We start from the raw sequence: 24,643 nt of genomic DNA on the forward strand, positions 1-24,643 counted from the left end.
GCGCTGGGAACTACCCTGGTCCGGTGCGTGACAAAACCCAAGCGAATTCCGCCGCGCCCGGTGACGGTCTGGTCCGTGCCGGTGCCATCGTCTTCTTCATCGGTGCCGTGGCCACACTGGTCACGGTGGCCCCGCTCTTCCTCGGGACGACGCCCTTTCCTACATACATGTTCGGACTGAGCATGCTCATGGGCGTCGGATTCCTGATGGCCGGGGCGGGCGTACTGCGCTCGGTCGCGGCGGGGCGGCGTCAGGCGCGGGCGGGGCGGTAGTCCGAGCAGTAGTCCGAGAACCACTGCGGGAATTCCGTGAGCCCGGCGAGGACGACGTCCGCACCGGCCGCGCGGAGTTCCGCGGCGTCGCAGGGGCCGGTGGCGACGGCCACGGACACGGCACCGGCGGCACGCGCGCCGCGCACGTCGCCCACATGGTCACCGACGTACACGCTCGCTCCGTGCTCCCGGAGCGCGAGGGCCTTCTGCTCGGCCCACAGGTCCCCGATCACCGCGTCCGGCTCGATCCCGAGGTGCTCCAGGTGCAGCTCGGCGTTCGGCTCGTACTTCGCGGTGACGACGACGGCCCGCCCCCCGGCCTCACGCACCGCGGCTATCGCCTCCCGGGCCCCGTCGAGGGCGGGCGTGGCCTCGATCGCGTACGCCGGATACATCCCCCGGTACACCGCCGCCATCTCCTCCACCCGCTCGGCGGGAAACCAGTGCGCCATCTCCTCGACGAGCGGCGGCCCCAGCCGGGTGACGGCCAGATCGGCGTCGATGTAGGTGCCGGTCCTCTCAGCCAACGCAAGATAGCAAGCACGGATCCCGGGCCGCGAATCGATCAGGGTCATATCGAGATCGAACCCGACGGTGAGGGCAGACGAGGACACGTTCACGTTGCTGGATGCCATAGGGGCCATTGTCCAGCCCCCACCGAACCACCCATCCCGCCATCCCGTATCCGCGCGCAGTCGTGCCGCAGGGGAGCAGGGGGTGGGCGCGGACGGTGACCCGTGAGCGCCGGCCTGCGCGACTCGCCCCGGCCCGCCCATCCCGCGGAGGCAGCCGGGGGTGTCCTTCCGACGCACAGCCAGCACCGCCCATGCCGCGCGCCATGAGGGCCGTGCGGACAGCCAGGCACGCCCATCCATTCATTCCACAGGCAGCCGTGCCGCCGCCTCCCGCGGACAGCCGGGGCCGCCCATCCGCCCGCCCCGCGGACAGCCGGTGCCGCACCACGCCCACAGGCAGCCGTGCCCCACCATGCCCCTCCCACGGACAGCCCGGGCCGCCCATCCGCCCGCCCACGGACAGCCGAGGCGTCCACCCCGCAGGCAGCCGTGCCCCACCACGCCCCCTCCCACGGACAGCCGGTACCGCCCATCCGCCCGCCCGCGGACAGCCGAGGCGTCCATCCCGCAGGCAGCCGTGCCCCACCACCCCCCCTCCGCGGACAGCCGGTACCGCCCATCCGCCCGCCCGCGGACAGCCGAGGCGTCCATCCCGCAGGCAGCCGGTGCCGCACCACGCCCCCTCCGCGGACAGCCCGGGCCGGCCATCCGCCCGTCCCGCGGGCAGCCGGGGCGTTTTTGCCGCGGGCAGTCGTGCCGCAGGGCGGTACGGGTGGGTGCGGACGGGGACCTGTCGGCGCCGGGCTGCGCGAGCCGGCCCCGGGGCACGCCGACCTCGGCTCAGCGTTGCCGCTGGGAACGCCACACCAGGAATGCCGCCGATGCCACCGCCGCTCCCCGGACCACCCACGGCCACGTCTCCGCGATCGCGTCGTTCATCGCGCCCTCGGCGATCGGCGCACCCCAGCGGCCGTTCGTCCGCCCCCACAGCCACACCACGCCCGCCGTCAGCGCGAGGCCCGGCAGGATGACGACCGCCCACTTCGTCTCGGCCTGGGTCAGCCGCCGGGAGGCGTACGCGATCAGCCAGCCGAGGATCAGGCCGAACCAGTTCCCCAGCACCGCCCCCGCGACCAGCAGGCCCGCGGCGAGCAGCAGCAGAGGGTTGCTCCAGCTGCCGGTACGGGCGGGAAGCCGCAAGCGACGGCGCCGAGGGGTCCCGGCCTCCTCGGCCTCGCCTTCGACCTCGACCTCGGTCTCCGCCTCCGCCTGCTTCTCCGCCGGCTCCCTCGGCTGCGGCGGCCTCAGCAGTTCCGGAATCTCGATCCCCCCGACGAACCCCGGTACCTCGTCCCCCACCCCGAACGGACTGCTGTCCACCCGCCACCAGTCGGGCTGCCTCGAGGTGTCCCCCATCTCGTCCATCCCGGCCCGATGCGGCGGAGACGGCACGTCAGCGCGTTCCGGAGCCGGAGCCGCAGCCCCAGCCGCTCCCTGGCCCCGGTCCTGGTCCGCCGCACCGGGCCGGCCCCGCGGGACCACCCGCCGCAGCACCCCCGGCACGCCCTTCGCCCGCTCACCGTCCCGCTGCGCAGGAACCGCCGTACGCGGCACCGCCGCGCTCTCACCGGCCCCCTGGGCACCCTCCGACGCCGCCGTCACCACCTCGTCCGGCGTCCCCAGGCGGGAGATGATCCGGCGCACGGCGGCCGGGGAGTCGACGACCGCCTTCGCGCGCCGCCGGTCGATCTCGTCCCGCAGCCGGGCCACCAGCCGCATGCGGTCCGCCGACGGCAACTGCCGCTGCTGCGCCACGTCGCCGACCCGGCTCAGATACTCGTAGACGACCTGGTCACTCTCGATACCCACGAAGTCCCCTCCGGGGCTGAAGTGTTGGGACACCCGGTCGCACGACCGTACCGCGAGTCGTGCCGGCCGACCCAACTCCCGGCACCCCACCGGCGTACCCACCCGCTACCGTGAGGCGGATGAGCACCGAGGAGAAGCCCGCGCCGGCCCCGTCGGCCTCGGCCCCCCGATCCCTCGCGGAGGCGCTTCGGGGACGGGACGACGCCTCCCTGGCCGCGCTGCTGCGCAGCCGCCCGGACCTCATCACACCCGTGCCCACCGACCTGACCCAGCTCGCCACCCGTGCCGGGACGCGCGCCTCGGTGGTACGGGCGCTGGAACGCCTCGACCGGTTCGCGCTCCAGACGGCGGAGGCGCTCGCCGTGGCGTCGGACCCGGCGACGTACGACGAACTGCTCGGGCTGCTGGCGGGCGACGAGGGCGACCCGGCGGTGACCGCGGCGCTGCCGCACGCGCTCGGCACCCTGCGCGAGCAGGCGCTGGTGTGGGGCGGTGACGACCGGCTGCGGCTGGTGCGCACGGCCCGCGAGCTGCTGTCGCCGTCCCCGCAGCACCCCTCGCCCACCGGTCTCGGGCCGACCGTGCAGGAGGCCACCGCCGGGATGTCACCGGGCCGGATCCAGGAGATCGTGGCGACGGCGGGGCTGCCGTCCACGCACGACTCGGTGTCCGCCGTGACCGCGCTGACCGCCCTGTTCACGGACCGCAGGCGGATGGGCGCGCTGCTCGCCGGCGCGCCGGCCGAGTCGCTGGAGGTGCTGGAGCGGCTGGTGTGGGGGCCGCCGTACGGCCAGGTCACCGCCGACCCGGCGCCCCGGCTGCGCTGGCTGCTGGACCGCGGGCTGCTGCTGCCGACGGCGCCCGGCACGGTCGTCCTGCCGCGCGAGGTCGCCCTGCATCTGCGCGGCGGCCGGGCGCACCGGACGCCGGAGCCGGTGCCGCCGCCGGTGGAGGCCGCGGCCGCGCATCGTCCACAGGTTGTGGACGCGACGGCGGCCGGGCAGGCCTACACCGCGCTGGCGACGATCGAGGAGTTGCTCAAGGACTGGGACGAGGGCGGCCCGGCGGTGCTGCGGGCCGGGGGCCTGAGCGTGCGGGACCTGAAGCGGACCGCCGTCGCGTTGGACGTGCCCGAGCCGGTCGCCGCGTTCTGGGTGGAGCTGGCCTACGCGGCGGGGCTGATCGCCTCCGACGGGGAGGCCGACGAGCGGTACGCGGCGACCCCGGCGTACGACGAGTGGCGCGAGCAGCCCCCCGCCGAACGCTGGATCCGCCTGGCGACGGCCTGGCTGACGGCGACCCGCACCTCGGGACTGGTCGGCGGACGGGACGCGAAGGACCGCACGCTGTCGGCCCTGGGCCCCGGCCTCGACCGCTCGGCGGCCCCGGAGGTACGCCACCGGGTGCTGGCGCTCCTGGCCGACCTGCCGTCGGGCGCCGCACCGGCCCCGGACTCGGTCCTGGCCCGCCTGCGCTGGGAACGCCCGCTGAGGGGCGGGCAGGGCGGCCGGGGCGGACCGGCCGCCGAGGGCGGTCGCGCGGGCACCGGGGCGGCCGACACCTCCGGCGACGACCTGCGCACCCGCCTCGCCCGCTGGACCCTCTCCGAGGCGGAGACGCTGGGGATCACCGGGCGCGGGGCGCTGTCCTCGCACGGGCGGGCGCTGATCGGCGCACCGGTGCCGCACGCACCGGACGCCGAGCCCGAGGGCCCGGGGGACAAACTGCCCGTCCATCACCGGCCCGCCCCGCCGCTCGCGCCCCTGAGCCCCGCCGAGCAGGCCGGCGCGGCCGCTGCCGCCGCCCGGCTGCTCACGCCGCTGCTGCCCGAGCCGCTGGACCATGTGCTGCTCCAGGCGGACCTGACAGCGGTGGCACCCGGTCCCTTGCAGCGGCCCCTCGCCGACATGCTGGGCGTGCTCGCGGACGTGGAGTCGAAGGGTGGTGCGACGGTCTACCGGTTCACGCCGGGCTCGGTGCGGCGCGCGCTGGACGCCGGGCAGACCGCCGCCGACCTGCACGCCTTCCTCGCCGCGCACTCCCGTACGCCGGTGCCGCAGCCGCTGACGTACCTGATCGACGACGTGGCCCGCCGGCACGGTCATCTGCGCGTCGGCGCCGCCTCGGCGTACGTCCGCTGCGACGACGAAGCGGTGCTGAACGAGATCCTCGCCGACAGGCGCGCCGCCGGTCTGGGCCTGCGGAGGCTGGCGCCGACCGTGCTCGCCGCGCAGGCCGATCCCGCCGGTCTGCTGGAGGGGCTGCGCGCGATGGGGTTCGCGCCGGCCGCCGAGTCCGCGGAGGGCGACGTGCTGATCAGCCGCGCCCACGCCCACCGCACCCCGCCCCGCTCGGCGCCCGAGCCGGTCCCGGACGGGCCGCCCGTCCCCGACGCCACCCTGCTCACGGCCGCGATCCGCGCCATCCGCGCCGGCGACCTCGCCTCCACCACGCCCCGGAAACAGGCCCCCGGCGACAGCACCGGCAGCGGTGACCTGCCGCGCACCACCGCCGCCGAGACCCTCGCCACCATGCAGGCCGCCGTCCTGACCGGCGAGGCCCTGTGGATCGGGTACGTCAACGCCGAGGGCGCCGCCAGCCAGCGCGTCATCGCCCCGATCCGCGTCGAGGGCGGCTTCGTCACGGCGTACGACCACACCGCCGACGAGGTGCGCACCTACCCGCTGCACCGGATCACGGGCGTCGCGGAGCTCGCCGAGGGCGATTGACACCCCTTCGGGTGTACGGCGGACTTCATGCACGCCACGCCGGGGATGTCCAACGGTCGAGCGAGCCTGCGGGCGTGTCCGCATCGCGGCGCGGGCCGTGGGGCAGCCACCGGGTGTCCCTGAACGGGGCCGGGATCGGCCAAGCCGGAGATCGCCGGATCCGTTCGCGTGCAACAGAAAGGAAGTCCCCATGCGACGTGCCGTTCGTCGGGTCGCCGCCGTGATGACCTCGACCGTGGCCCTGCTCGGTGTGTTCGCCGCCGAGGCGGCCGCGGTCGGCATCGACCTCGGCGGTGGCGTGACTCTCTGACACGTTCCGCTCGGCATCTTCTCCGTTCTCGCGGGCCGGTCCCTGTCCCCGGGGCCGGCCCGCTCTCGTCGGCCACAAGAGAGGTCTTCCGTGTCTTCCAAGCTCGCCCTGTCCGTCTGCACCGCCGTCCTCGCGATCCTCACCGGGCTCGCCCCCGCAGCCGCCGCGCTGCCGCTGCCCCTGCCCGCCACCGGCGGGGAGCCCCTGGTCACCGAGGGCGTTTCCGTCGAGGGGCCGCTGGTGAACAACGTCACGCTGCCCGCGCTGAAGTAGCCGGTCCGCTCCGGGTCCCGTCGGGCGGACGATCAGGCAAACTGGACGTTTGGCCGTGTGTGCCCGTGCCGAGCCCGTCGCAGAAAGGCAGCCGCGCGTGAATGGTCCGCTGATCGTCCAGTCCGACAAGACCCTGCTCCTCGAGGTCGACCACGAGCAGGCCGACGACTGCCGTCGCGCCATCGCGCCGTTCGCCGAGCTGGAGCGGGCCCCCGAGCACATCCACACCTACCGGGTGACCCCGCTGGGCCTGTGGAACGCGCGGGCGGCGGGCCATGACGCCGAGCAGGTCGTCGACGCACTGGTGCAGTACAGCCGCTATCCGGTGCCGCACGCGCTGCTCGTGGACATCGCCGACACGATGGACCGCTACGGCCGGCTCAGCCTGGTCAAGCACCCGGCGCACGGACTCGTCCTCACCAGCACCGACCGCCCGGTCCTGGAGGAGGTGCTGCGCTCCAAGCGGATCGCCCCGCTGGTCGGTGCCCGCATCGACCCGGACACCGTGGCCGTGCACCCCTCGGAGCGCGGACAGATCAAGCAGGTGCTGCTGAAGCTGGGCTGGCCCGCCGAGGACCTCGCCGGGTACGTGGACGGCGAGGCGCACCCGATCGAGCTGCGCGAGGAGGGGTGGGCGCTCCGGCCGTACCAGAAGCAGGCGGTGGAGAACTTCTGGCACGGCGGGAGCGGTGTCGTCGTGCTGCCGTGCGGCGCGGGCAAGACCCTCGTCGGCGCCGGCTCGATGGCGCAGGCCAAGTCGACCACGCTGATCCTGGTGACCAACACCGTCTCCGCCCGCCAGTGGAAGCACGAGCTGGTCAAGCGCACCTCGCTCACCGAGGAGGAGATCGGCGAGTACAGCGGGACGAAAAAGGAGATCCGGCCCGTCACCATCGCCACGTACCAGGTGCTGACGACGAAGCGGAAGGGCGTCTACCCGCACCTGGAGCTGTTCGACTCCCGCGACTGGGGCCTGATCCTCTACGACGAGGTGCACCTGCTGCCCGCGCCCGTCTTCAAGTTCACCGCCGACCTCCAGGCCCGGCGCCGCCTCGGCCTCACCGCCACGCTGGTGCGCGAGGACGGCCGGGAGTCGGACGTGTTCTCGCTCATCGGCCCGAAGCGGTTCGACGCCCCGTGGAAGGAGATCGAGGCGCAGGGCTACATCGCGCCCGCCGACTGCGTCGAGGTCCGCGTCAATCTCACCGACTCCGAACGGCTCGCGTACGCCACCGCCGAGACGGAGGAGAAGTACCGCTTCTGCGCCACGACGGAGACCAAGCGGAAGGTCACCGAGGCGATCGTGCGGCGTTTCGCCGGACAGCAGATCCTCGTCATCGGCCAGTACATCGATCAGCTCGACGAGCTCGGCGAGCACCTGGGCGCGCCGGTGATCAAGGGCGAGACGTCCAACGCCCAGCGGGAGAAGCTGTTCGACGCGTTCCGGGAGGGCGAGATCAGCGTGCTGGTCGTGTCCAAGGTCGCGAACTTCTCGATCGACCTGCCGGAGGCCACGGTCGCCATCCAGGTGTCGGGCACCTTCGGCTCCCGCCAGGAGGAGGCCCAGCGGCTCGGCCGGGTGCTGCGGCCCAAGGCGGACGGGCACCAGGCGCACTTCTACTCCGTGGTCGCCCGCGACACCATCGACCAGGACTTCGCGGCGCACCGCCAGCGGTTCCTGGCCGAGCAGGGGTACGCGTACCGGATCATGGACGCGGACGAGCTGCTCGCGGAGAGCTGAGCGTCAGCGGGCCCCGGGCATCAGCCCTCAGGCAGGGTGAAGACCAGCGTGAGCACGAACAGCGGCGGCAGCAGCGACACGGCCGCCGCCCACGCCCGCAGCACCGACCAGCGGGGCGTCCAGGGCAGCAGCCACGAGGTCAGCCACGCCCCGAAGGTGAGGAAGCTGCCGAAGAAGAGGGTCCCGTAGATCAGGGTCAGTGAGGTCGTGAGCGCCTGCGAGCAGTCGTCCGGGCCGCAGGCGTCGGTCGCCATGGCGGACAGTCCGCCGAAGAGCATCGCTGCCGGCCCGAGGAACAGCAGCAGCGTGGTCGCGATGGCCGGCGCCACCCACGCCCGGGGGTCCCGGTCGGCCGGCTGGAGCAGGGCCGGGGGCTGCGCGGCGAAGGGATGGGGGCTGATCTGGCTCATACGGCAAGTGAAGCCGTGGGGCCGGTGCCCGGACACCGGCCGACCTACTCAGTCGGAGGGGTCGGGATACTCAGCGGACGGTGTGCTCCTTGCGGCGGACGCCCGCTTCCTCGCCGTACTCGCCGAGGATGACGACGTCGAACGCGGCGCCGAGGAAGACCTTCACGGCGCGCAGGGCGTTGCCGAGCAGATGACGGTGGTCGCCTTGCAGAGGGGTCGCGCCGGACGGCCGGCCCGGCGGTGTCGCGGGGTGGATGGTCGCTGCACTCATGTCTCCATGGTGACTCCGCGGGCACCTGCCGGGCATCGGCCCGAGGGACCGGTCCCCGGGGCCGTCGCGTACGTCTCGGGACCGACAGGCACCGCTCGGCTCCCTCCGCCAGGATGTACGCGTCCCCCTAGGGGGCGCCGGTAAATCGTTTGGCTCCCCGCCCGGCGCCGTCCTAAAATCTCCGCTCTTGCCCGCCTCCCCTTCACGGAGCGCCGCCGGCCGGACGGAAACCGGCCGGCATCTCGCACGCCCACACCCGCAGGTCCTTCGGAGGCACCCCCTTGTCCACCGCCGACCCCTTGTCCCGCGAACGCGCGCACCTCGCGGCGTCCCGTTCCGCCCTGCGCGCGATGCGGGAGGACGTCGAGGCCCTCGACATCAGCGACGTCACCGCCAACTGGGTCAACGCCCAGGTGCTCCAGCACCAGATCGAGCAGCGCATCAAGGCGCTCGCCGACCTCAGCGACACCCCGCTGTTCTTCGGCCGCCTCGACTATCTGCACGCGCCCGGCGCCGAGCAGGCGGAGGGCGCGGAAGGCGAGTCCTTCTACATCGGGCGCCGGCACGTGCACGACGCGGACGGCGACCCGATGGTGATCGACTGGCGTGCGCCGGTGTCGCAGCCGTTCTACCGGGCGTCCAAGAAGAACCCGATGGACATCGCACTGCGCCGCCGCTTCGGCTACACCGGCGGAGACCTGACCGCGTACGAGGACGAGCATCTGTCGGACCCGGCGGAGGCGGCGAGGACCAGCAAGCTGCTCCAGCAGGAGATCGAACGCCCGCGTGTGGGCCCGATGCGGGACATCGTCGCCACCATCCAGCCCGAGCAGGACGAGATCGTACGGTCCGGCCTGGCGGGCAGCGTGTGCGTGCAGGGCGGCCCCGGCACCGGAAAGACCGCCGTCGGCCTGCACCGGGTCGCCTATCTCCTCTACGCCCACCGCGAGCGGCTCGCCCGCACCGGCACGCTGGTCGTCGGCCCCAACCGCTCGTTCCTGCACTACATCGAGCAGGTGCTGCCCGCGCTGGGCGAGCTGACGGTCGGACAGGCCACGGTGGACGACCTGGTGGCTCATGTCGAGGTGCGCGGCACGGACGACGCGACGGCGGCGACGATCAAGGGCGACGCGCGCATGGCGGAGGTCCTGCGCCGGGCCCTCTACTCCCACGTCACCATGCCCACGGACCCGGTGATCGTCGTCCGCGGCTCCCGCCGCTGGCGCGTCCCGGCGTACGAACTCGAGGAGATCGTCCAGCAGTTGCTGGACCGGGACATCCGCTACGGCGCCGCCCGCGAGGCCCTGCCGCAGCGCATCGCGCACGCCGTGCTGGTGCAGATGGAGCGGTCCGGGGAGGCCCCGGACGACCGCGTCCAGGACGCGGTGGCCCGGGGCAGCGCGGTGAAGGCGGCGGTGAAGACCATCTGGCCCGCCGTGGACCCCGCGAAGCTGGTGCTCCGCCTGCTGAGCGACGCGGACTTCCTCGCCGAGCACGCAACGGGCCTGCTCGACGAGGACGAGCAGAAGGCGATCCTGTGGGCGAAGCCGGCCCGGTCGGTGAAGTCGGCGAAGTGGTCGGCCGCGGACGCGGTCCTGATCGACGAGGCGACCGACCTGATCCAGCGCACCCCGTCCCTCGGCCACGTGGTCCTCGACGAGGCACAGGACCTGTCCCCCATGCAGTACAGGGCGGTGGGCCGCCGCTGCACCACCGGTTCCGCGACGATCCTCGGCGACCTCGCGCAGGGCACGACCCCCTGGGCGACCCGCAGCTGGCAGGAGGCCCTGACCCACCTGGGCAAGCAGAACGCGGTGATCGAGGAACTGACGGCCGGTTTCCGCGTCCCGACGGACGTCATCGCCTACGCCTCCCGCCTGCTCCCCCACATCGCCCCCGGTCTGACCCCGGTGGCCTCGATCCGCGAGAACCCGGGCTTCTTCGAGGTCCGGGAGATCACGGAGACGAGTGAAGTGGTGGCGGCGTCCAGGGAGTTGCTGACCAACGAGGGCTCGGTCGGCCTGATCGCGGCGGACACGCGCATCCCGGGGCTGACCGAGGAGCTCACGGCGGCGGGCCTGCCGTATCTGGCGCCGGGCGAGGAGACCACGGAAGGCTGCCGCCTGACCCTGGTCCCGGCCTCCCTGGCGAAGGGCCTGGAGTACGACTACGTGGTCCTGGACGAACCGGCGGCGGTGGTCGACGCGGAACCGGACGAACGCACGGGCCTACGCCGCCTGTACGTGGCACTGACGAGGGCGGTCTCGGGCCTGATCGTCACGCACGCGGCTCCATTGCCGGATCAATTGGGGTGAGGGCAGCACCCTAAGGGGCGCGGGGAACTGCGCGACCAGCCACGACCAAACCCGCACCCGGCACCGCGCAGAACCCCCACCCCCTCAGCCGCCCAAAACCCCCCGCCACCGAGCAACCGCCTCAGCGGAAACGGCCCCGTCCCACCCCTCAGGCCGAGCAGCCCCACCGATGTGAAACCCGTCAACCCCCGCATCCAGCAACACCGGCACATGATCGAGCCGAAGGCCACCCCCCACCAGCAACTGCTGCTCATACCCCGGCTCCCCCCGGAGCCGGGCCTCCCGCAGCAACGTCGGCAGCCCCGCGTCGACCCCCTCAGCGGCCCCCGCGGTCAGATACGTGTCCAACCCCGGCAGCCCGTCCAACTGCTTACGCAGCGCATCCCTGTCCGCGGCCCGGTCGATCGCCCGGTGAAACGTCCACCGGCAACCCTCCAGCTCCCCCACGACCCGCTCCACCGCATCCAGGTCCACACCCCCGTCGGCGCCCAGGAAGCCCAGCACGAACTCCGAGGCCCCCACCGCCCGCATCTCCTGCGCGACGCCCACCAGCCGGTCGACATCCCCCGCCGCGAACCCGTCGGCCAGCCGCAGCATCACCCGCAGCGAGATGTCGACGGCGCCGCGAATCGCCCGCACCGTCCCGGCGGAGGGCGTGAGCCCGTCCGCCGCCATGTCGGTGACCAGCTCGAGGCGGTCCGCACCTCCGGCCTGGGCGGCGACCGCGTCCTCGACGTCGAGGGCGATCACCTCCAGGACTGCACGCTTGCTCATGGGACCCCATTCCTCGGGCATCAAAGACGGCGACAGGTCTAGTCCAATCTAGGATATCCCTCAGTCCCCGAAGATGTTCAGCTCCCCTTCCTCCACCCCGGCCAGTTCGTACGCGACCCCGTCCACCGGCCGCCCCGCGTACAACCGCACCAGCGTCGGCCCGTCCCCGATGAACCGCGCCGGCGGCCGCTCCCCCGTCGCGTCCCCGAGCCGCAGCGGCTCGTCCGCGTCGTCGAGATCGGCGTGCAGCGGCAGATGCCCCTTCTCCGCGGTCACCTGCGCCAGCAGCGCCAGCGCGTACGGCAGTCCCGCGCCCGCGTACGCGCCGGGCTCGCCGAACGCCACGCGCACATCGCCGGCGTGCACCCACTCGCCCAGCGCGACCGGGTCCAGCAGCCCGCCCGCCTTGGCGATCACGGGCCCGGCCTCGGTCATCCCGCGCTCCAGCTCGTCGATGATCCGGGCGTTGCTCCACCCGGCCCGCTCGGCGATGTCCCGGTCGTTGGACTCGGGCGAGAAGACGCCCTTCTCGAACCTGCTCTCCACCACCCGGGTGAGCGCGGCCGAGCAGTGCGCCAGCACATCCCGCACCGTCCACCCGGGACACGCCGTCACCGGCAACGCGAAGTCCTCCTCGGCCCTTCCCCGCAACAAGGGGATCAGCGCGTCCCGCTCGACGGTCAGCAGCCGCCCGGGCAGTTCGGGGTCACGTACGTTCTGCACATCCGCAGGAGTCGTCATGCCCTCCACGCTAGGGCCTGGCTCCCGGATCAGCCCGGGGTCGCGAGAATGAACCCATGGTCGACACCGAAGCCCTGCGCGTCCGTTTCGCCCGAGCCCTCCAAGGAGCCCGGGGCGGCACCCAGGGCCCCGATCCCGCCCCCTACGCCGACAACCTCCTGGCCCGCTGGCAGGAACCCCAGCGGCACTACCACACGCTCACCCACCTCACCGCCGTCCTGGACCACATCGACGAGCTGGAGTCGTACGCGGACGACCCCGACGTCGTACGCCTGGCCGCCTGGTTCCACGACGCGGTGTATCTGCCCGAGCGGTCGGAGAACGAGGAGCGCTCGGCGCGGCTCGCGGAGCGGGCGCTGTCCGAGGCCGGGGTGCCGGACGACAGGACCGCCGAGGTCGCCCGTCTCGTCCGCCTCACCGTCACGCACGACCCCGCCGACGACGACCGCAACGGCCAGGTGCTGTGCGACGCCGACCTGGCGATCCTCGGCTCGCCGCCCTCGGCGTACGCCCACTACACCGCCGCCGTCCGCGAGGAGTACCACTTCGTGCCGGCCGGCGCCTTCCGTGCGGGTCGCGCCGCGGTGCTGCGCCAACTCCTCGACCTGCCCCGCCTGTTCCGCACTCCGTACGGCCAGGAGCACTGGGAGGCCACCGCCCGCTACAACATCCGGGGCGAGCTGGAAATGCTGTCGCTGCCGGTGCCGCCGCCCACGTAGCGTGCCCCCCATGCGTGCTGTGGGAGCGGAACAGGTGGAGGAAGCCGTCGCGGACTGCGTGGCGGCGCTGCGGGCGGTCGCCGACCGGGACTGGGAGGGGAGGACGGCCGGGCGGCTGGAGTGGACGTGCCGGGAGACGGCCGTGCACATCGCCGAGGACCTGATCGCGTACGCCGGCCGGCTGGCCGGGCGCCACACCGAGCGATACGCGCCCTTCGAGATCGCGCTCGACCCGGGCACCGACAACGACGGCGCCCTCCAGGTGATCGCCACGACCGGCGCCCTGCTCGCCGCCGCCGTCCGCACCACCCCGCGCGCCGTCCGTGCTTTCCACCCGTACCCGTTCCGCCACGCCAACCGCGAGGGCTTCGCCGCGATGGGCGTCGCCGAGGTGCTGCTGCACACGCACGACATCAGTGAGGGGCTGGGCGTGGCCTACGAGCCGCCCGCCGAACTCGCCTCCTTCGCGCTGACCCGGATCTTCCCGCACGTCCGCCCCGGCCCCACCCCCTGGCAGACCCTGCTGTGGGCGACCGGCCGCGGCGAACTGCCGGGCCGCGAACCGGTCACCGGCTGGCAGTGGAGCAACAACCCGGTCCTGGAGACCGAGCGGCTCACGCTCGAAGGCGTCACGCCCGCCGCCGCCACGGATCTGGCCGTGGGCGGCGACGGCGGATTCGAGTGGGTCGCCTCGGGGCCGTTCGAGGGCACGCGCGAGGGCGCGGGGATCATGTGGAAGCAGTACGAGGAGGGCGTCTTCCGGCCGGAGTGGACGATGTACGTGCTGGTGCGGCGCGAGGACGACCGTGCGGTGGGCGCGATGGGCTTCCACGGCGCCCCGGACGACACCGGCCGTGTGGAGATCGGCTACGACCTCGCCGAGGACGCCCGAGGACAGGGCTACGCCACGGAGGCGCTGCGCGCGCTGGCGGCGTGGGCGCTGGAGCAGGACGGTGTACGGAAGGTGGCGGCGGTCGTCGAGCGAGGCAATGTCCCCTCGCAGAAGGTCGTCGCACGGGCCGGGTTCACCCAGGTCGCCGAGGACGACGCCCACCGCACCTACGAACTCCGGCGCTGAACCGCGCCCTTGGCCCCCTTGCGGCGCCGCAGCCCCGCCGCGTGCAGCAGTCGCACCACCTCGCGGCTGCTGACCTCGCGCGCCCCGGCGCGCACCGCGTCGGCGTACCGCTGCCGGGGGATGTCGTAGTGGTCGCGCTCGAAGGCGCGGCGCGGGACGCCGAGCCGGTCGGCGAAGGCGTGCAGCTCGTCGTAGGAGTGGTCGCTGACGAGGTGGGACCACATGCGGCCGTGGCCCGGCCAGGTCGGCGGGTCGATGTAGACCGTCACGAGTCGGCCGCCCGGCCCGGGGTCTCGCCCGTCGCCCCCAGCCCGCCCAGCGCGCCCACCGCCGCCACCTTCACGCCGGCCTTGTGGCACACCCAGTGCGGGTCGGGTCCCAGTTCCGGCTCCACGTCCAGGGCGTGCGGGTCGCCGGAGCCGCACACCGGGCACAGCGGCCAGCGGCCGTACCGCTCCAGCAGGGCGTCCTGCACGTCCTGGGCGACGAGGCCGGCCAGGAATTCGGCGCCCTCCGGCCACTGCTCGACCCACCAGCGGCGCTGGGCGACGGACTCCTCCACGAGGGAGACGACATCGGCCTCGGCCACCTCGCGCGCCACCAGGTCGGCGATCACCAGGGCGCGCGCCGCGTGCAGCGCTTGTTCCAGGGGGCTCACGGGGGCGGCGTGAGAGGCGTCGCGGGAAGTACCGTGCGGGTCGGAGGGGTTCATGTCCCTATTGTGCGCACTCTTGACCACACCGCCGAGCCGAAAATATCTTTCACACGTGACCCATGACGTGAAGGAAATTTTCGCGAGCGAGCGTGGCCCGGGCGGCTCCGCCACCGCCCCGCCCGCGCCCGCCGCCCTCGCGGCCAAGGTGCGCACGCTGGCGCCGTCGATGACCCGTTCCATGCAGCGGGTCGCCGAGGCCGTGGCGAGCGACCCGGCCGGCTGCGCGGCCCTCACGGTCACCGGCCTCGCCGAGCTCACCGGCACCAGCGAGGCCACGGTCGTGCGCACCGCCCGCCTGCTCGGCTACCCCGGCTACCGCGACCTGCGTCTGGCCCTCGCCGGACTGGCCGCCCAGCAGCAGTCCGGCCGCGCGCCCGCCATCACCACCGACATCGCGGTGGACGACCCGATCGCCGACGTGGTGGCGAAGCTGGCCTACGACGAGCAGCAGACCCTCGCGGACACGGCGGCCGGTCTGGACACCGTGCAGCTCGGCGCGGCGGTCACCGCGCTCGCCGCGGCGGGCCGTACGGACGTGTACGGCGTGGGTGCGTCCGGGCTCGTCGCCCAGGACCTCACGCAGAAGCTGCTGCGCATAGGGCTGATAGCCCACGCCCACAGCGATCCGCATCTCGCCGTGACGAACGCGGTGCAGCTGCGCGCGGGTGACGTGGCCATCGCCATCACGCACTCCGGTTCGACCGGGGACGTCGTCGAACCGCTCCGGGTCGCCTTCGAGCGCGGGGCGACGACGGTGGCGATCACCGGGCGGCCGGACAGCCCGATCACGCAGTACGCCGATCACGTGCTGACGACGTCCACGGCGCGGGAGAGCGAGCTGCGGCCGGCGGCGATGTCCTCGCGGACGGGACAGTTGCTGGTGGTGGACTGTCTGTTCGTGGGGGTGGCGCAGCGGACGTACGAGTCGGCGGCGCCGGCGCTGTCCGCTTCGTACGAGGCGTTGGCTCATCGGCATCGGGCGAGCCGCAGGGCGCCGTAGGGCTGGATGTTGTGGTGAGCTGCGGGTTGTGGGGGGCTGGTCGCGCCCACGCGGCCGAGCCGCACATCGACACAGCCCCGCGCCCCTGGGAAGTTGCACCACCCCCCTCTGAAATGAACCCGGAGAGCCGCCCGCCCATGACCACTGCACACAACCCTCGTGACGTCCGCACGGAGTTGGAATCCCTCACCACCGAGGCGTTCCGGCCGGAACTGGCGGACATCGACCGGCTGCCCACCCTCGACATCGCGCGGCTGATGAACGGCGAGGACGCCACCGTGCCCGCCGCCGTGGCCGAAAAGCTCCCCGAGATCGCCGCCGCGATCGACGCCATCGCCGAGCGGATGGCGCGCGGCGGGCGGCTGATCTACGCCGGGGCAGGCACTGCCGGTCGCCTGGGCATCCTCGACGCCTCCGAATGCCCGCCCACCTTCAACACCGCCCCCTCCCAGGTCGTCGGACTCATCGCCGGCGGCCCCGACGCCATGGTCACGTCGGTCGAGGGTGCCGAGGACTCGCGGGAGCTGGCCGAGTCGGATCTGGCCGCGCTGGAGCTGACCGCCGACGACACGGTGGTCGGCATCTCCGCCTCCGGCCGCACCCCGTACGCCATCGGCGCCGTCTCCTACGCCCGCGCCCGGGGCGCGCTGACCGTGGGCCTCGCCTGCAATCCGTCCAGCGCGCTGGCGGCCGCGGCCGAACACGGCATCGAGGTCGTCGTGGGTCCGGAGCTGCTCACCGGCTCCACCCGCCTCAAGGCCGGCACCGCCCAGAAGCTCGTCCTCAACATGCTGTCGACGATCACGATGATCCGCCTGGGCAAGACCTACGGAAACCTGATGGTCGACGTCCGTGCCTCCAACGCCAAGCTGCGCGCCCGCTCCCACCGCATCGTCGCCCTCGCGACGGGCGCGGACGACTCGGCGATCGACCACGCCCTCGCCGCCACCGACGGCGAGGTCAAGCCCGCGATCCTCACGCTCCTCGCCGACCTCGACGCCCCGACGGCCGCCCGCCTCCTCAAGGAAACGAACGGCCACCTGCGTGCGGCCCTGGAGGCGGCGAGGCGCTGAGCATCACTCGCGCAGCGACCCGCCCCGCTGCTCCAACGCCTCGGAGAGGACACGCACCGCCTTCGGACCGACACCGTGCAGGGCCAGGAGCTCCGCTCTCGTGTGCCGGGCCACGTCGTCCAGCGTGGTCAGTCCCGCGCCGAGCAGCGCCCGCGTCGCCGGCCGGCCGATACCGGCGGGCAGGTCACCGCCGGGTTCGTCGGCCGCGGCCTCCGCGTCGCCCAGTGCTGCCGCGAGCCGCTTCGGGGCACGGCTGAACCAGGCGGCTCGCACCAGGGCGTTCAGGTCCTTGCCGTCGACGTCGGCCAGCGGCACCCGGAAACCGATCGTCCTGCCCGCCCGGACGAGGCGCTCACCGGTCGGGTGCGCGCCCACCGCGGCCTCGGTCTCGTCCGGCGGCAAGTGCACCTGCACCTGGCTGTCCTTCGTCACCGAGACGAACCCCTTGCCCCGCACCGAGAAGGCGGCCATGCCGAAGTGCGTGCCCTCCTCGACCTCCGGGAGAGCCAGGGCGTACCTGCGCAGCTGAGCCAGAGTGGTCATCCGTGCAGTGTTCCGCATCGGTCGAGCCGGGCGGGGATACTGGAGCGGACCCGACCACGAAAGACACCACCATGAACCACGCGCAGCTCACCGCACTGGGCCGCGCCCTTCGTGTGCTCGGTGAGCACGGGGAGGCGCTGTCCGCCGACACCCCCGACGCCAAGCTGCACGAGGTGAAGGCCGATCTCCGGCGTGCCCTGGAGCTGCTGGACGAGACCGTCACCACCGACGTGCCCCGCACCCGCTGCCCCGAGCACCCCACAGGACCGGTCGACGAGAGCGCCCCCGACCTGTGCCTGCTGTGCGAGACCCGGCGCCGCGCCGCCCGCCGCGCCGAGTACAACGGCCCCGCCCCCCAGTACCGGTCGCCCGAGCCGGCCCCCTCCCGCTACGGGTTCCGCGGTGACCGCCCCCAGCCCCAGCAGCGGTGGCTGCCGGAGCTGTGGAACGGTCAGGCGTGGCAGCTGTGCGGCACCCCGCGCCGCGACCGCCGCGAGGCCGAGCTGTACATCGCGGCCCAGCGCCGCGGTCCCCGCCCCGCCATGGCGTACCGGCTCGTGCACGAGTTCACCGACTACGAGGTGCTGCGCGTGTGGGGCACCCCGGTGAAGGTCGACATCGAGCCGATGGGCGGCCTGTAGGCGTCAGAGCAGCGGCAGGGGCACGAAGTCGTGTCCCTCCCACAGACGGCGGGAGACGTCCTCCGGATACGGCACGACCTGCGGCTCCGCGTCCAGCACCTGCACCAGCCGCCGCTCGGTGTCGTACGCGGGCCAGCCCGGATCGCCGGTCCGTGCGAACGCCGTCCAGGCGGCCCGGAACCGGGAGGACAGCGCCTCCGCGTCCGCGCCCGGCGCTGCCCCGGCGAACAGCAGCGCACCCAGGTCCGCCTCGAACGTGCCGAACAGCAGCGGGATGTCCAGGCCGTGGCAGGCACCGAGGGCGCCGTCCAGACCCGGAGCCGGCCAGGTCAGTTCGTAGAGGTGCGCCCGGCCGCCCCCGGCGAGGTGCGCCTCGGCCAGGTGCAGGGTGGGCATGGAGAACAGCCAGTCGGTCTGCACCCGCTCGTACAGCTCGCCCGGGGACGCGTCCGGGAAGGCGGCGCGGTAGGCCTCCGCTCCATCCGGGCCGGGGGCGTACAGGCGCAGGGCCCGGCTCGCCTGCTCCTCGGTGATCTGCCCGAGCCGGCCGGCCAGGGCGACGAAGAGGCGGAACTCGTCGCCGTTGTGCCCGGTGACCAGCTCGACGTCCCGCGCCGAGCCCGCGGCGAGCGCCTGCCACGGCATCCTCGGCAGCACCTCGCCGTCGACGACCGGGGCGTAGGGCGTCACCGTGGGCGCGGCCTGCCCCCAGCGGTCCACGAACCCCGGCATCTTGGCGCCCAGCGCCTCCCCGGCGGCCGTCAGCTTGCGCGGGTCCACGGTCGACAGGTCCGCCACCGTCGGCCGAAGACCGGCCTCGGCGGCGAGCGCGGCACCGATGTCGCGGGCGAGGGCGTCGGAGAAGTACGTCCCGGGCACGCTCTGCGCGATCGCCCGCCGGAACAGTCCCGCCGCGCGGGGCATCGCCAGCAGCGCCGCGATCGACCCGGCGCCCGCCGACTCCCCGAACACGGTCACCTGCCCGGGATCGCCGCCGAACGCCGCGATGTTGTCCCGCACCCACTCCAGCGCGGCCACCTGATCCAGCAGCCCCCGGTTGGCGGGCGCACCCTCGATGTGGGCGAAACCCTCCATCCCGACCCGGTAGTTGAGGGTGACGACGACGACATCGCCGTCCCGCGCGATCCGCCGGGCGTCGTAGCCGGGGCTGCCGGAGTGACCGATCTTGTAGGCACCGCCGTAGATCCACACCATGACCGGCCGACGGGAGCCCGGGGCGGGTTCGGGCGTCCAGACGTTGACGGTCAGCCAGTCGTCGCCGGTGGGCAGGTTCAGCAGGGCGGCAGGCCCTTGCAGGCCGGCGTCCTGCGGAGGCGGCGGCCCGAACGCGGACGCCTCCCGTACGCCGTCCCAGCCGCGCACCGGCCGGGGCGCGGCGAACCTGGCCTCGCCGACGGGCGGCTCGGCGAACGGTATGCCGCGGAACACGGCCAGCTCACCCTCGTACCGCCCGCGCACGGAACCGGCGGCGGTCCGTACGACGGGCTCGGGGCGGGTGGGACCGTCGGCCGGGGGGCGGGACTCGGGCGTCGTCATCGGGTCTCCTCACGAGTGCGGGGCGGGGGCGAGACGTCACATCGCCCTCATGGGACGGGCGTTCGTACGGACCGGTTGATCACCGGCGTACGACCCTACGCCCGTCCCGCACCACCTCCGCGGGCGACTGCCGTCAGCTCAGCGCCTGCAGCGAGGCCGCGTCGTACGGCGCCAGTTCGTCGAACCGGCCGGCCAGCACCTTGGACGCCCAGTTCGGGTCCTGGAGGAGCGCCCGGCCGACGGCGACGAGGTCGAACTCGTCGCGCTCCATGCGGTCGAGAAGGTTGTCGAGGCTGCCGACGGCGGCGCCCTCGCCCTGGAACGCCTTGATGAAGTCACCGCCGTCGAGGCCCACCGACCCGACGGTGATCGCCGGCTTCCCGGTCAGCTTCTTCGTCCAGCCGGCGAGGTTGAGGTCGGTCCCGTCGAACTCCGGGACCCAGTAGCGGCGCTGAGAGGCGTGGAAGGCGTCGACCCCTGCCGCCGCGAGCGGGGCGAGGATGGCCTCCAGCTCCTCCGGCGTCTCGGCGAGCCGGGCGTCGTAGGCGTCCTGCTTCCACTGCGAGTACCGGAAGATGACGGGGAACTCGGGCGACACGGCCGCCCGGACGGCCGCCACGATCTCCTCCGCGAACTTGGCGCGGGCGACCGGGTCACCGCCGTAGGCGTCGGTACGGCGGTTGGTGCCGGCCCACAGGAACTGGTCGATGAGGTAGCCGTGGGCGCCGTGCAGCTCGACTCCGTCGAAGCCGATGCGCTCGGCTGCGGCGGCGGCCTCGGCGAAGGCGCCGATGACGTCGTCGATGTCCTTCCGGGTCATCGCCTTTCCGCCCTCGCTGCCGTCGATCCGCAGCCCGGAGGGCCCGACGGCCGGGGCCTCGGGGAACGGCGACTGCCCCTCCTTCCGCACCATCCCGATGTGCCACAGCTGCGGCACGATGGTCCCGCCGGCGGCGTGCACCGCCTCGGCGACCTTCGCCCATCCCGCGAGCTGCTCCTCGCCGTGGAAGCGGGGCACCCGGCTGCTTCCGCCGGCGGAGGGGTGCCCGACGTACGTCCCCTCGGTGACGATCAGCCCGACGCCTGCGGCGGCTCGGCGGGCGTAGTACGACACGACGTCCTCACCCGGGACGCCGCCCGGGGAGAACATGCGGGTCATCGGCGCCATGGCGATCCGGTTCGGGACGGTGAGCCCGTTGATGGACACCGGCCGGGAGAGGACTTCAGCGGCTCGGGAGGTCGAGGCGGAGGTGGTGACGGTCACGTGGGGGCTCCTCGGGAGATGGAGGTACCGCTTGGTATGTGCGCATGCATTAAACGCACGCCAAGGACAACCGGGAAAGAGGAGCAGCCATTCCACCCACGGATTGTGATCCGAGCCACGCCCTCACCCCCGGGTGCGGGCCTCCCGATTCGACCCGGCAACGGTCGCTCGCCACGCGCTGACCTTCAGCCTCCTTCAAGCGGTCGCACTCTCGCCTCAAGATTCCCTGGCTCTCGTGGAGTCCGTGGCCCACGATTACGAACATGGAGAACAGCACCCGTGATGACGACCTGAGCTCGGCGGCCTGGCGCAAGTCGACGTACAGCGGTGGCGAGGGCGGTAACTGCCTGGAAGTGGCTGAAGGGCACTCGACCTTCGTCCCCGTACGCGACTCGAAAACACCCCTCGGCCCGAAGCTCGTGTTCCGGGCGACGGCATGGTGGACGTTCGTCGAAGACCTGAAGCGGGCCTGACTGCCCAGTGACCGTCGGGCCGCCCGAAGCTCAAGCCCCAAGCCCCGAGCCCTCTTTGCAAGGAACGGGTGGAGGGCCCCAACCCACCCTCCCACCCCGCGTGTTGACTTGACGCGTTCGGCTTGCCACGCACAGTCACGAGGGGCTAGCGTGCCCGCATAACGAACAGCCCCCGTCAGGTGCTGCAACACCTGCGGGGGCTTGACCTACGAGATCGAAGGACAATTTCGATCCCATGGCTGACACCCAGCTTAGTCCTGCCCTCCTGCCCGCGCACGCCTCCCCGCACCCGATGGCCAATCCGGGTTACGGCAAGCGCACGGCACCCAGCACGGGCCAATCCCCCGCCGCTGCCCACGACTTCGCTCACCTCCCACCCCGCGAAGCCGCCATCGCCGCGTTCATCGACCGTCTCCCCGACGGCGCCGACATCTCCGTGAAGACGCTGGCCAAGACCCTCCCGTACGGCCAATGTGCCCTGCGCACCGCGCTCAACCGGCTGCAAGAAGCAGGCCACTTGCGCCGAGGGCGGGAGAGGGTGACGTCGGCATCGGGGAGCGCGCACTGGATCACCCGATCGTGGTGGTCCCGTACCGCCCGCGACGACCACTGGTGGGCGACGTTCACGCGCGGCGACGTCCCGGAGCAACCCAGACCGGCACCCACCCGCTCCCGCGCCCACATCCTCCTCGCCGCCCTCGGTCGCGAGACACCCGCCCTGTCGCTCTCCCAGGCCGACTGTGCCTCCCTCGCCCCGCTGGTCGAGGAGTGGTTCGCACGCGGCGCCACCGACGAGGCCGTACGCGCCGCCCTCACCGCCGGCCTGCCCACCCCCGTCCACCACCCGGCCGCCCTGCTCCGCCGCCGCCTCACCGACAAGCTCCCGCCGGAGCAGCCCACCGGCCCGCGCCCCATCCGGCTCCTGGAGTGCTCGGAGTGCCGTACACCCGGCCCGCCCGAGGCTCTGCCCGGCGGCATCTGCCGCGGGTGCCGAGGCGAACGCGCCCCAGAACGCGCCAACGCGCCCCTGCCGTCCGCCGTGATCCAAGTCCGCGCAGCCGAGATCCGCGCTGCGATGTCCGTGAAACGACGAGAAGGGACACCCGTATGACAGCACCTACAGTCCGACATCACCGCCCCGGGGCACGATGGAGGGAAGGAGGCGACGCCATGACCCCTGACACCGCTCACCGCCCGCAGATGTCCGTCGAGGACTTCGAGGAACTGGTCCGCAGGGCTCCGAGGGAGCTGCGGAACCGGCTGGAGTTCCTCGACGGGAGGCTGTGCATCCGGCACGGGCCGCTCGACGTGGAGGAGTTCGAAGAACTGGCCGCTGCCGCGCCGGAAACCGTGCGGCTTGAGTACGTCAACGGGAAGGTAGTAGTCAAGGCCATGCCGGACGGCAACCACACGTCCATCTTCATGTGGCTGCTGCGCCAGTGCATGCAGCAACGGCCCGACTTGGACCTCGCGCCCGAGCGGGGCGTCAAGGCCGAGGCCTACCGCAAGGGCCGCGCCATCACAGACGGCTTCCTCGCACCGGTGGACCATTTCAAGGGCCACGGCAACTGGTCCGACACCGACGGCGCCCTCATGGCCGTGGAGATCACGTCCCACGACCGCGACACCGACCAGCGCGACCGTATCGACAAGCCCGTGGGTTACGCGGCGGCCGACATCCCTGTCTATCTGCTCATCGACCGCGACAGCGCCACGGTCAGCGTGTACAGCGAACCGAAGGACGGACGCTATCTGCAGTGCTCCACCCGCCCCTGGGGGGCGACCGTCGAGCTACCTGCGCCGGTAGACATCACCCTCGAAACCGAGAAGCTCAAGGACTACGCCGACTGACCCCGAAAACGCCCGAGGGCGGCACCCCCAGACGAAGCTGGTGGTGCCGCCCTCGGTCCTGACGGACGGTTGATCAACCCGAGGGGTCGATCAGAAGTCCATGTCACCGCCCGGCATGCCGCCGCCGGCCGGGGCCGCGGCCTTCTCCGGCTTGTCGGCGATGACGGCCTCGGTGGTGAGGAACAGCGCGGCGATGGACGCGGCGTTCTGCAGGGCAGAGCGGGTGACCTTCGCCGGGTCGATGATGCCTTCCTTGACCAGGTCGACGTACTCGCCGGTCGCGGCGTTCAGGCCGTGGCCCGGGGTCAGGTTGCGCACCTTCTCCACCACGACGCCGCCCTCGAGGCCGGCGTTGACGGCGATCTGCTTCAGCGGGGCCTCCAGGGCCAGCTTCACAGCCTGCGCACCGGTCGCCTCGTCGCCCTCGAGCTCGAGCTTCTCGAAGACCTGGGAGGCCTGGAGCAGGGCGACGCCACCACCGGCGACGATGCCCTCCTCGACGGCCGCCTTGGCGTTGCGGACGGCGTCCTCGATGCGGTGCTTGCGCTCCTTGAGCTCCACCTCGGTGGCGGCACCGGCCTTGATGACCGCGACGCCGCCGGCGAGCTTCGCCAGGCGCTCCTGCAGCTTCTCGCGGTCGTAGTCGGAGTCGCTGTTCTCGATCTCGGCGCGGATCTGGTTCACGCGGCCCGCGACCTGGTCGGCGGAGCCGGCACCGTCGACGATGGTGGTCTCGTCCTTGGTGATGACGACCTTGCGCGCCTTGCCCAGCAGGTCGAGCGTGGCGTTCTCCAGCTTGAGGCCGACCTCCTCGGAGATGACCTCGCCGCCCGTGAGGATGGCGATGTCGCCGAGCATGGCCTTGCGGCGGTCGCCGAAGCCCGGGGCCTTGACGGCGACGGACTTGAAGGTGCCGCGGATCTTGTTGACGACCAGGGTCGACAGGGCCTCGCCCTCGACGTCCTCGGCGATGATCAGCAGCGGCTTGCCCGACTGCATGACCTTCTCCAGGAGCGGGAGCAGGTCCTTGACGTTGGAGATCTTGGAGTTCGCGATCAGGATGTACGGGTCGTCGAGGACGGCCTCCATACGCTCCATGTCGGTCGCGAAGTACGCCGAGATGTAGCCCTTGTCGAAGCGCATACCCTCGGTGAGCTCCAGCTCCAGACCGAAGGTCTGGGACTCCTCGACGGTGATGACGCCTTCCTTGCCGACCTTGTCCATCGCCTCGGCGATGAGCTCACCGATCTGGGTGTCGGCGGCGGAGATGGACGCGGTGGAGGCGATCTGCTCCTTGGTCTCGACGTCCTTCGCCTGCTCCAGCAGGGCGGCGGAGACGGCCTCGACGGCCTTCTCGATACCGCGCTTCAGAGCCATCGGGTTGGCGCCGGCGGCCACGTTGCGCAGACCCTCGCGCACCAGGGCCTGGGCGAGAACGGTCGCGGTGGT

25 protein-coding genes are annotated in these 24,643 nt (G+C 72.8%); 13 read left to right on the forward strand and 12 right to left on the reverse strand.

Features of this window, described 5'->3' with window-relative positions:
- Positions 1-23 precede the first annotated feature (23 nt).
- Complete coding sequence (locus tag AB0412_RS34205) at positions 24-272, forward strand: hypothetical protein (protein WP_366406504.1); 249 nt, start codon at positions 24-26, stop codon at positions 270-272.
- Here AB0412_RS34205 and AB0412_RS34210 read toward each other — a convergent pair.
- Positions 251-907 (reverse strand): haloacid dehalogenase-like hydrolase, encoded by a 657-nt coding sequence (locus tag AB0412_RS34210; RefSeq protein ID WP_366406505.1) that lies wholly within the window; start codon positions 905-907, stop codon positions 251-253. The genes AB0412_RS34205 and AB0412_RS34210 overlap by 22 nt on opposite strands.
- Positions 908-1,687: 780 nt before the next feature.
- Positions 1,688-2,716, reverse strand: coding sequence for a hypothetical protein (locus tag AB0412_RS34215; protein WP_366406506.1), 1,029 nt, complete (start codon positions 2,714-2,716; stop codon positions 1,688-1,690).
- A 119-nt stretch (positions 2,717-2,835) separates the two neighbouring features.
- On the opposite strand from AB0412_RS34215, the gene AB0412_RS34220 reads away from it, so the two are divergent.
- The 3 genes from AB0412_RS34220 (at position 2,836) to AB0412_RS34230 (ending at position 7,769) form a co-directional block, all read left to right on the forward strand.
- Entirely contained in the window at positions 2,836-5,445 is a 2,610-nt protein-coding gene (locus AB0412_RS34220; protein WP_366406507.1) for a helicase C-terminal domain-containing protein, read from the forward strand.
- A 400-nt stretch (positions 5,446-5,845) separates the two neighbouring features.
- Complete coding sequence (locus AB0412_RS34225; RefSeq protein ID WP_366406508.1) at positions 5,846-6,028, forward strand: hypothetical protein; 183 nt, start codon at positions 5,846-5,848, stop codon at positions 6,026-6,028.
- Positions 6,029-6,125: 97 nt separating this feature from the next.
- The gene (locus tag AB0412_RS34230) at positions 6,126-7,769 is read left to right on the forward strand and encodes a DNA repair helicase XPB (protein ID WP_366406509.1); all 1,644 of its coding nucleotides are present in this window, start codon (positions 6,126-6,128) and stop codon (positions 7,767-7,769) included.
- Positions 7,770-7,789: 20 nt separating this feature from the next.
- Here AB0412_RS34230 and AB0412_RS34235 read toward each other — a convergent pair whose 3' ends face one another.
- Together AB0412_RS34235 and AB0412_RS34240 are read right to left on the reverse strand one after the other, a co-directional pair.
- Positions 7,790-8,179 carry a hypothetical protein gene (locus AB0412_RS34235; protein ID WP_366406510.1) on the reverse strand — a complete coding sequence of 130 codons (390 nt, stop codon included), beginning with the start codon at positions 8,177-8,179 and terminating at the stop codon, positions 7,790-7,792.
- A 70-nt stretch (positions 8,180-8,249) separates the two neighbouring features.
- Entirely contained in the window at positions 8,250-8,450 is a 201-nt protein-coding gene (locus tag AB0412_RS34240) for a hypothetical protein (RefSeq protein WP_366406511.1), read from the reverse strand.
- A 281-nt stretch (positions 8,451-8,731) separates the two neighbouring features.
- Here AB0412_RS34240 and AB0412_RS34245 point away from each other — a divergent pair, with 281 nt between their 5' ends.
- Complete coding sequence (locus AB0412_RS34245) at positions 8,732-10,765, forward strand: ATP-binding domain-containing protein (RefSeq protein WP_366406512.1); 2,034 nt, start codon at positions 8,732-8,734, stop codon at positions 10,763-10,765.
- Between the two features lie 84 nt (positions 10,766-10,849).
- Here AB0412_RS34245 and AB0412_RS34250 read toward each other — a convergent pair whose 3' ends face one another.
- The gene (locus AB0412_RS34250) at positions 10,850-11,539 is read right to left on the reverse strand and encodes a copper homeostasis protein CutC (RefSeq protein WP_366406513.1); all 690 of its coding nucleotides are present in this window, start codon (positions 11,537-11,539) and stop codon (positions 10,850-10,852) included.
- Between the two features lie 60 nt (positions 11,540-11,599).
- On the reverse strand, positions 11,600-12,280 hold the full coding sequence (locus AB0412_RS34255; protein WP_366406514.1) for a maleylpyruvate isomerase family mycothiol-dependent enzyme: 681 nt from the start codon (positions 12,278-12,280) through the stop codon (positions 11,600-11,602).
- A 56-nt stretch (positions 12,281-12,336) separates the two neighbouring features.
- Between AB0412_RS34255 and AB0412_RS34260 the strand changes: the two genes are divergently transcribed.
- A complete protein-coding gene (locus AB0412_RS34260; RefSeq protein ID WP_366406515.1) occupies positions 12,337-12,999 on the forward strand; it encodes a hypothetical protein in 663 nt (220 codons plus the stop codon).
- Positions 13,000-13,033: 34 nt separating this feature from the next.
- On the forward strand, positions 13,034-14,077 hold the full coding sequence (locus AB0412_RS34265; RefSeq protein WP_366406529.1) for a GNAT family N-acetyltransferase: 1,044 nt from the start codon (positions 13,034-13,036) through the stop codon (positions 14,075-14,077).
- On the opposite strand, the gene AB0412_RS34270 is transcribed toward AB0412_RS34265, so the two are convergent.
- The gene (locus AB0412_RS34270; protein ID WP_366406516.1) at positions 14,059-14,346 is read right to left on the reverse strand and encodes a DUF4031 domain-containing protein; all 288 of its coding nucleotides are present in this window, start codon (positions 14,344-14,346) and stop codon (positions 14,059-14,061) included. The two genes, AB0412_RS34265 and AB0412_RS34270, sit on opposite strands and share 19 nt — an antisense overlap.
- Positions 14,343-14,789, reverse strand: coding sequence for a hypothetical protein (locus AB0412_RS34275; RefSeq protein ID WP_366406517.1), 447 nt, complete (start codon positions 14,787-14,789; stop codon positions 14,343-14,345). The genes AB0412_RS34270 and AB0412_RS34275 overlap by 4 nt, the downstream gene beginning before the upstream one ends.
- Before the next feature lie 55 nt (positions 14,790-14,844).
- Here AB0412_RS34275 and AB0412_RS34280 point away from each other — a divergent pair, with 55 nt between their 5' ends.
- Positions 14,845-15,792: a MurR/RpiR family transcriptional regulator gene (locus AB0412_RS34280; RefSeq protein ID WP_366406518.1), complete on the forward strand. Its 948-nt coding sequence runs from the start codon at positions 14,845-14,847 to the stop codon at positions 15,790-15,792.
- A 137-nt stretch (positions 15,793-15,929) separates the two neighbouring features.
- The gene (murQ, locus tag AB0412_RS34285; protein ID WP_366406519.1) at positions 15,930-16,865 is read left to right on the forward strand and encodes an N-acetylmuramic acid 6-phosphate etherase; all 936 of its coding nucleotides are present in this window, start codon (positions 15,930-15,932) and stop codon (positions 16,863-16,865) included.
- A 3-nt stretch (positions 16,866-16,868) separates the two neighbouring features.
- Here murQ and AB0412_RS34290 read toward each other — a convergent pair whose 3' ends face one another.
- A complete protein-coding gene (locus tag AB0412_RS34290) occupies positions 16,869-17,408 on the reverse strand; it encodes an MmcQ/YjbR family DNA-binding protein (RefSeq protein ID WP_366406520.1) in 540 nt (179 codons plus the stop codon).
- Positions 17,409-17,479: 71 nt separating this feature from the next.
- Between AB0412_RS34290 and AB0412_RS34295 the strand changes: the two genes are divergently transcribed.
- Positions 17,480-18,049, forward strand: coding sequence for a hypothetical protein (locus AB0412_RS34295; RefSeq protein ID WP_366406521.1), 570 nt, complete (start codon positions 17,480-17,482; stop codon positions 18,047-18,049).
- A 3-nt stretch (positions 18,050-18,052) separates the two neighbouring features.
- Here the strand turns inward: AB0412_RS34295 and AB0412_RS34300 are convergent, their stop codons facing one another.
- Complete coding sequence (locus AB0412_RS34300) at positions 18,053-19,606, reverse strand: carboxylesterase family protein (protein WP_366406522.1); 1,554 nt, start codon at positions 19,604-19,606, stop codon at positions 18,053-18,055.
- 133 nt (positions 19,607-19,739) lie between these two features.
- Positions 19,740-20,870 carry an NADH:flavin oxidoreductase gene (locus tag AB0412_RS34305; protein WP_366406523.1) on the reverse strand — a complete coding sequence of 377 codons (1,131 nt, stop codon included), beginning with the start codon at positions 20,868-20,870 and terminating at the stop codon, positions 19,740-19,742.
- 263 nt (positions 20,871-21,133) lie between these two features.
- Between AB0412_RS34305 and AB0412_RS34310 the strand changes: the two genes are divergently transcribed.
- The 3 genes from AB0412_RS34310 (at position 21,134) to AB0412_RS34320 (ending at position 23,194) form a co-directional block, all read left to right on the forward strand.
- Positions 21,134-21,343: a DUF397 domain-containing protein gene (locus AB0412_RS34310; RefSeq protein WP_366406524.1), complete on the forward strand. Its 210-nt coding sequence runs from the start codon at positions 21,134-21,136 to the stop codon at positions 21,341-21,343.
- Between the two features lie 235 nt (positions 21,344-21,578).
- A complete protein-coding gene (locus AB0412_RS34315) occupies positions 21,579-22,454 on the forward strand; it encodes a hypothetical protein (RefSeq protein WP_366406525.1) in 876 nt (291 codons plus the stop codon).
- Between the two features lie 59 nt (positions 22,455-22,513).
- Positions 22,514-23,194 (forward strand): Uma2 family endonuclease, encoded by a 681-nt coding sequence (locus tag AB0412_RS34320; protein ID WP_366406526.1) that lies wholly within the window; start codon positions 22,514-22,516, stop codon positions 23,192-23,194.
- Between the two features lie 90 nt (positions 23,195-23,284).
- On the opposite strand, the gene groL is transcribed toward AB0412_RS34320, so the two are convergent.
- Positions 23,285-24,643: chaperonin GroEL (gene groL / locus AB0412_RS34325; protein ID WP_366406527.1), on the reverse strand; the 1,359-nt coding region annotated here is incomplete at its 5' end.

The sequence above is a fragment of the Streptomyces sp. NPDC052012 genome, assembly GCF_040689265.1.
GTDB lineage: Bacteria > Actinomycetota > Actinomycetes > Streptomycetales > Streptomycetaceae > Streptomyces.

Coding starts and splice junctions, on each gene's coding strand:
- AB0412_RS34210 (WP_366406505.1), bottom strand. CDS start 907: ATGGCATCCAGCAACGTGAACGTGTCCTCGTCTGCCCTCACCGTCGGG.
- AB0412_RS34220 (WP_366406507.1), top strand. CDS start 2,836: ATGAGCACCGAGGAGAAGCCCGCGCCGGCCCCGTCGGCCTCGGCCCCC.
- AB0412_RS34235 (WP_366406510.1), bottom strand. CDS start 8,179: ATGAGCCAGATCAGCCCCCATCCCTTCGCCGCGCAGCCCCCGGCCCTG.
- AB0412_RS34240 (WP_366406511.1), bottom strand. CDS start 8,450: ATGAGTGCAGCGACCATCCACCCCGCGACACCGCCGGGCCGGCCGTCC.
- AB0412_RS34250 (WP_366406513.1), bottom strand. CDS start 11,539: ATGAGCAAGCGTGCAGTCCTGGAGGTGATCGCCCTCGACGTCGAGGAC.
- AB0412_RS34255 (WP_366406514.1), bottom strand. CDS start 12,280: ATGACGACTCCTGCGGATGTGCAGAACGTACGTGACCCCGAACTGCCC.
- AB0412_RS34260 (WP_366406515.1), top strand. CDS start 12,337: ATGGTCGACACCGAAGCCCTGCGCGTCCGTTTCGCCCGAGCCCTCCAA.
- AB0412_RS34275 (WP_366406517.1), bottom strand. CDS start 14,789: ATGAACCCCTCCGACCCGCACGGTACTTCCCGCGACGCCTCTCACGCC.
- murQ (WP_366406519.1), top strand. CDS start 15,930: ATGACCACTGCACACAACCCTCGTGACGTCCGCACGGAGTTGGAATCC.
- AB0412_RS34290 (WP_366406520.1), bottom strand. CDS start 17,408: ATGACCACTCTGGCTCAGCTGCGCAGGTACGCCCTGGCTCTCCCGGAG.
- AB0412_RS34295 (WP_366406521.1), top strand. CDS start 17,480: ATGAACCACGCGCAGCTCACCGCACTGGGCCGCGCCCTTCGTGTGCTC.
- AB0412_RS34300 (WP_366406522.1), bottom strand. CDS start 19,606: ATGACGACGCCCGAGTCCCGCCCCCCGGCCGACGGTCCCACCCGCCCC.
- AB0412_RS34310 (WP_366406524.1), top strand. CDS start 21,134: ATGGAGAACAGCACCCGTGATGACGACCTGAGCTCGGCGGCCTGGCGC.
- AB0412_RS34315 (WP_366406525.1), top strand. CDS start 21,579: ATGGCTGACACCCAGCTTAGTCCTGCCCTCCTGCCCGCGCACGCCTCC.
- AB0412_RS34320 (WP_366406526.1), top strand. CDS start 22,514: ATGACCCCTGACACCGCTCACCGCCCGCAGATGTCCGTCGAGGACTTC.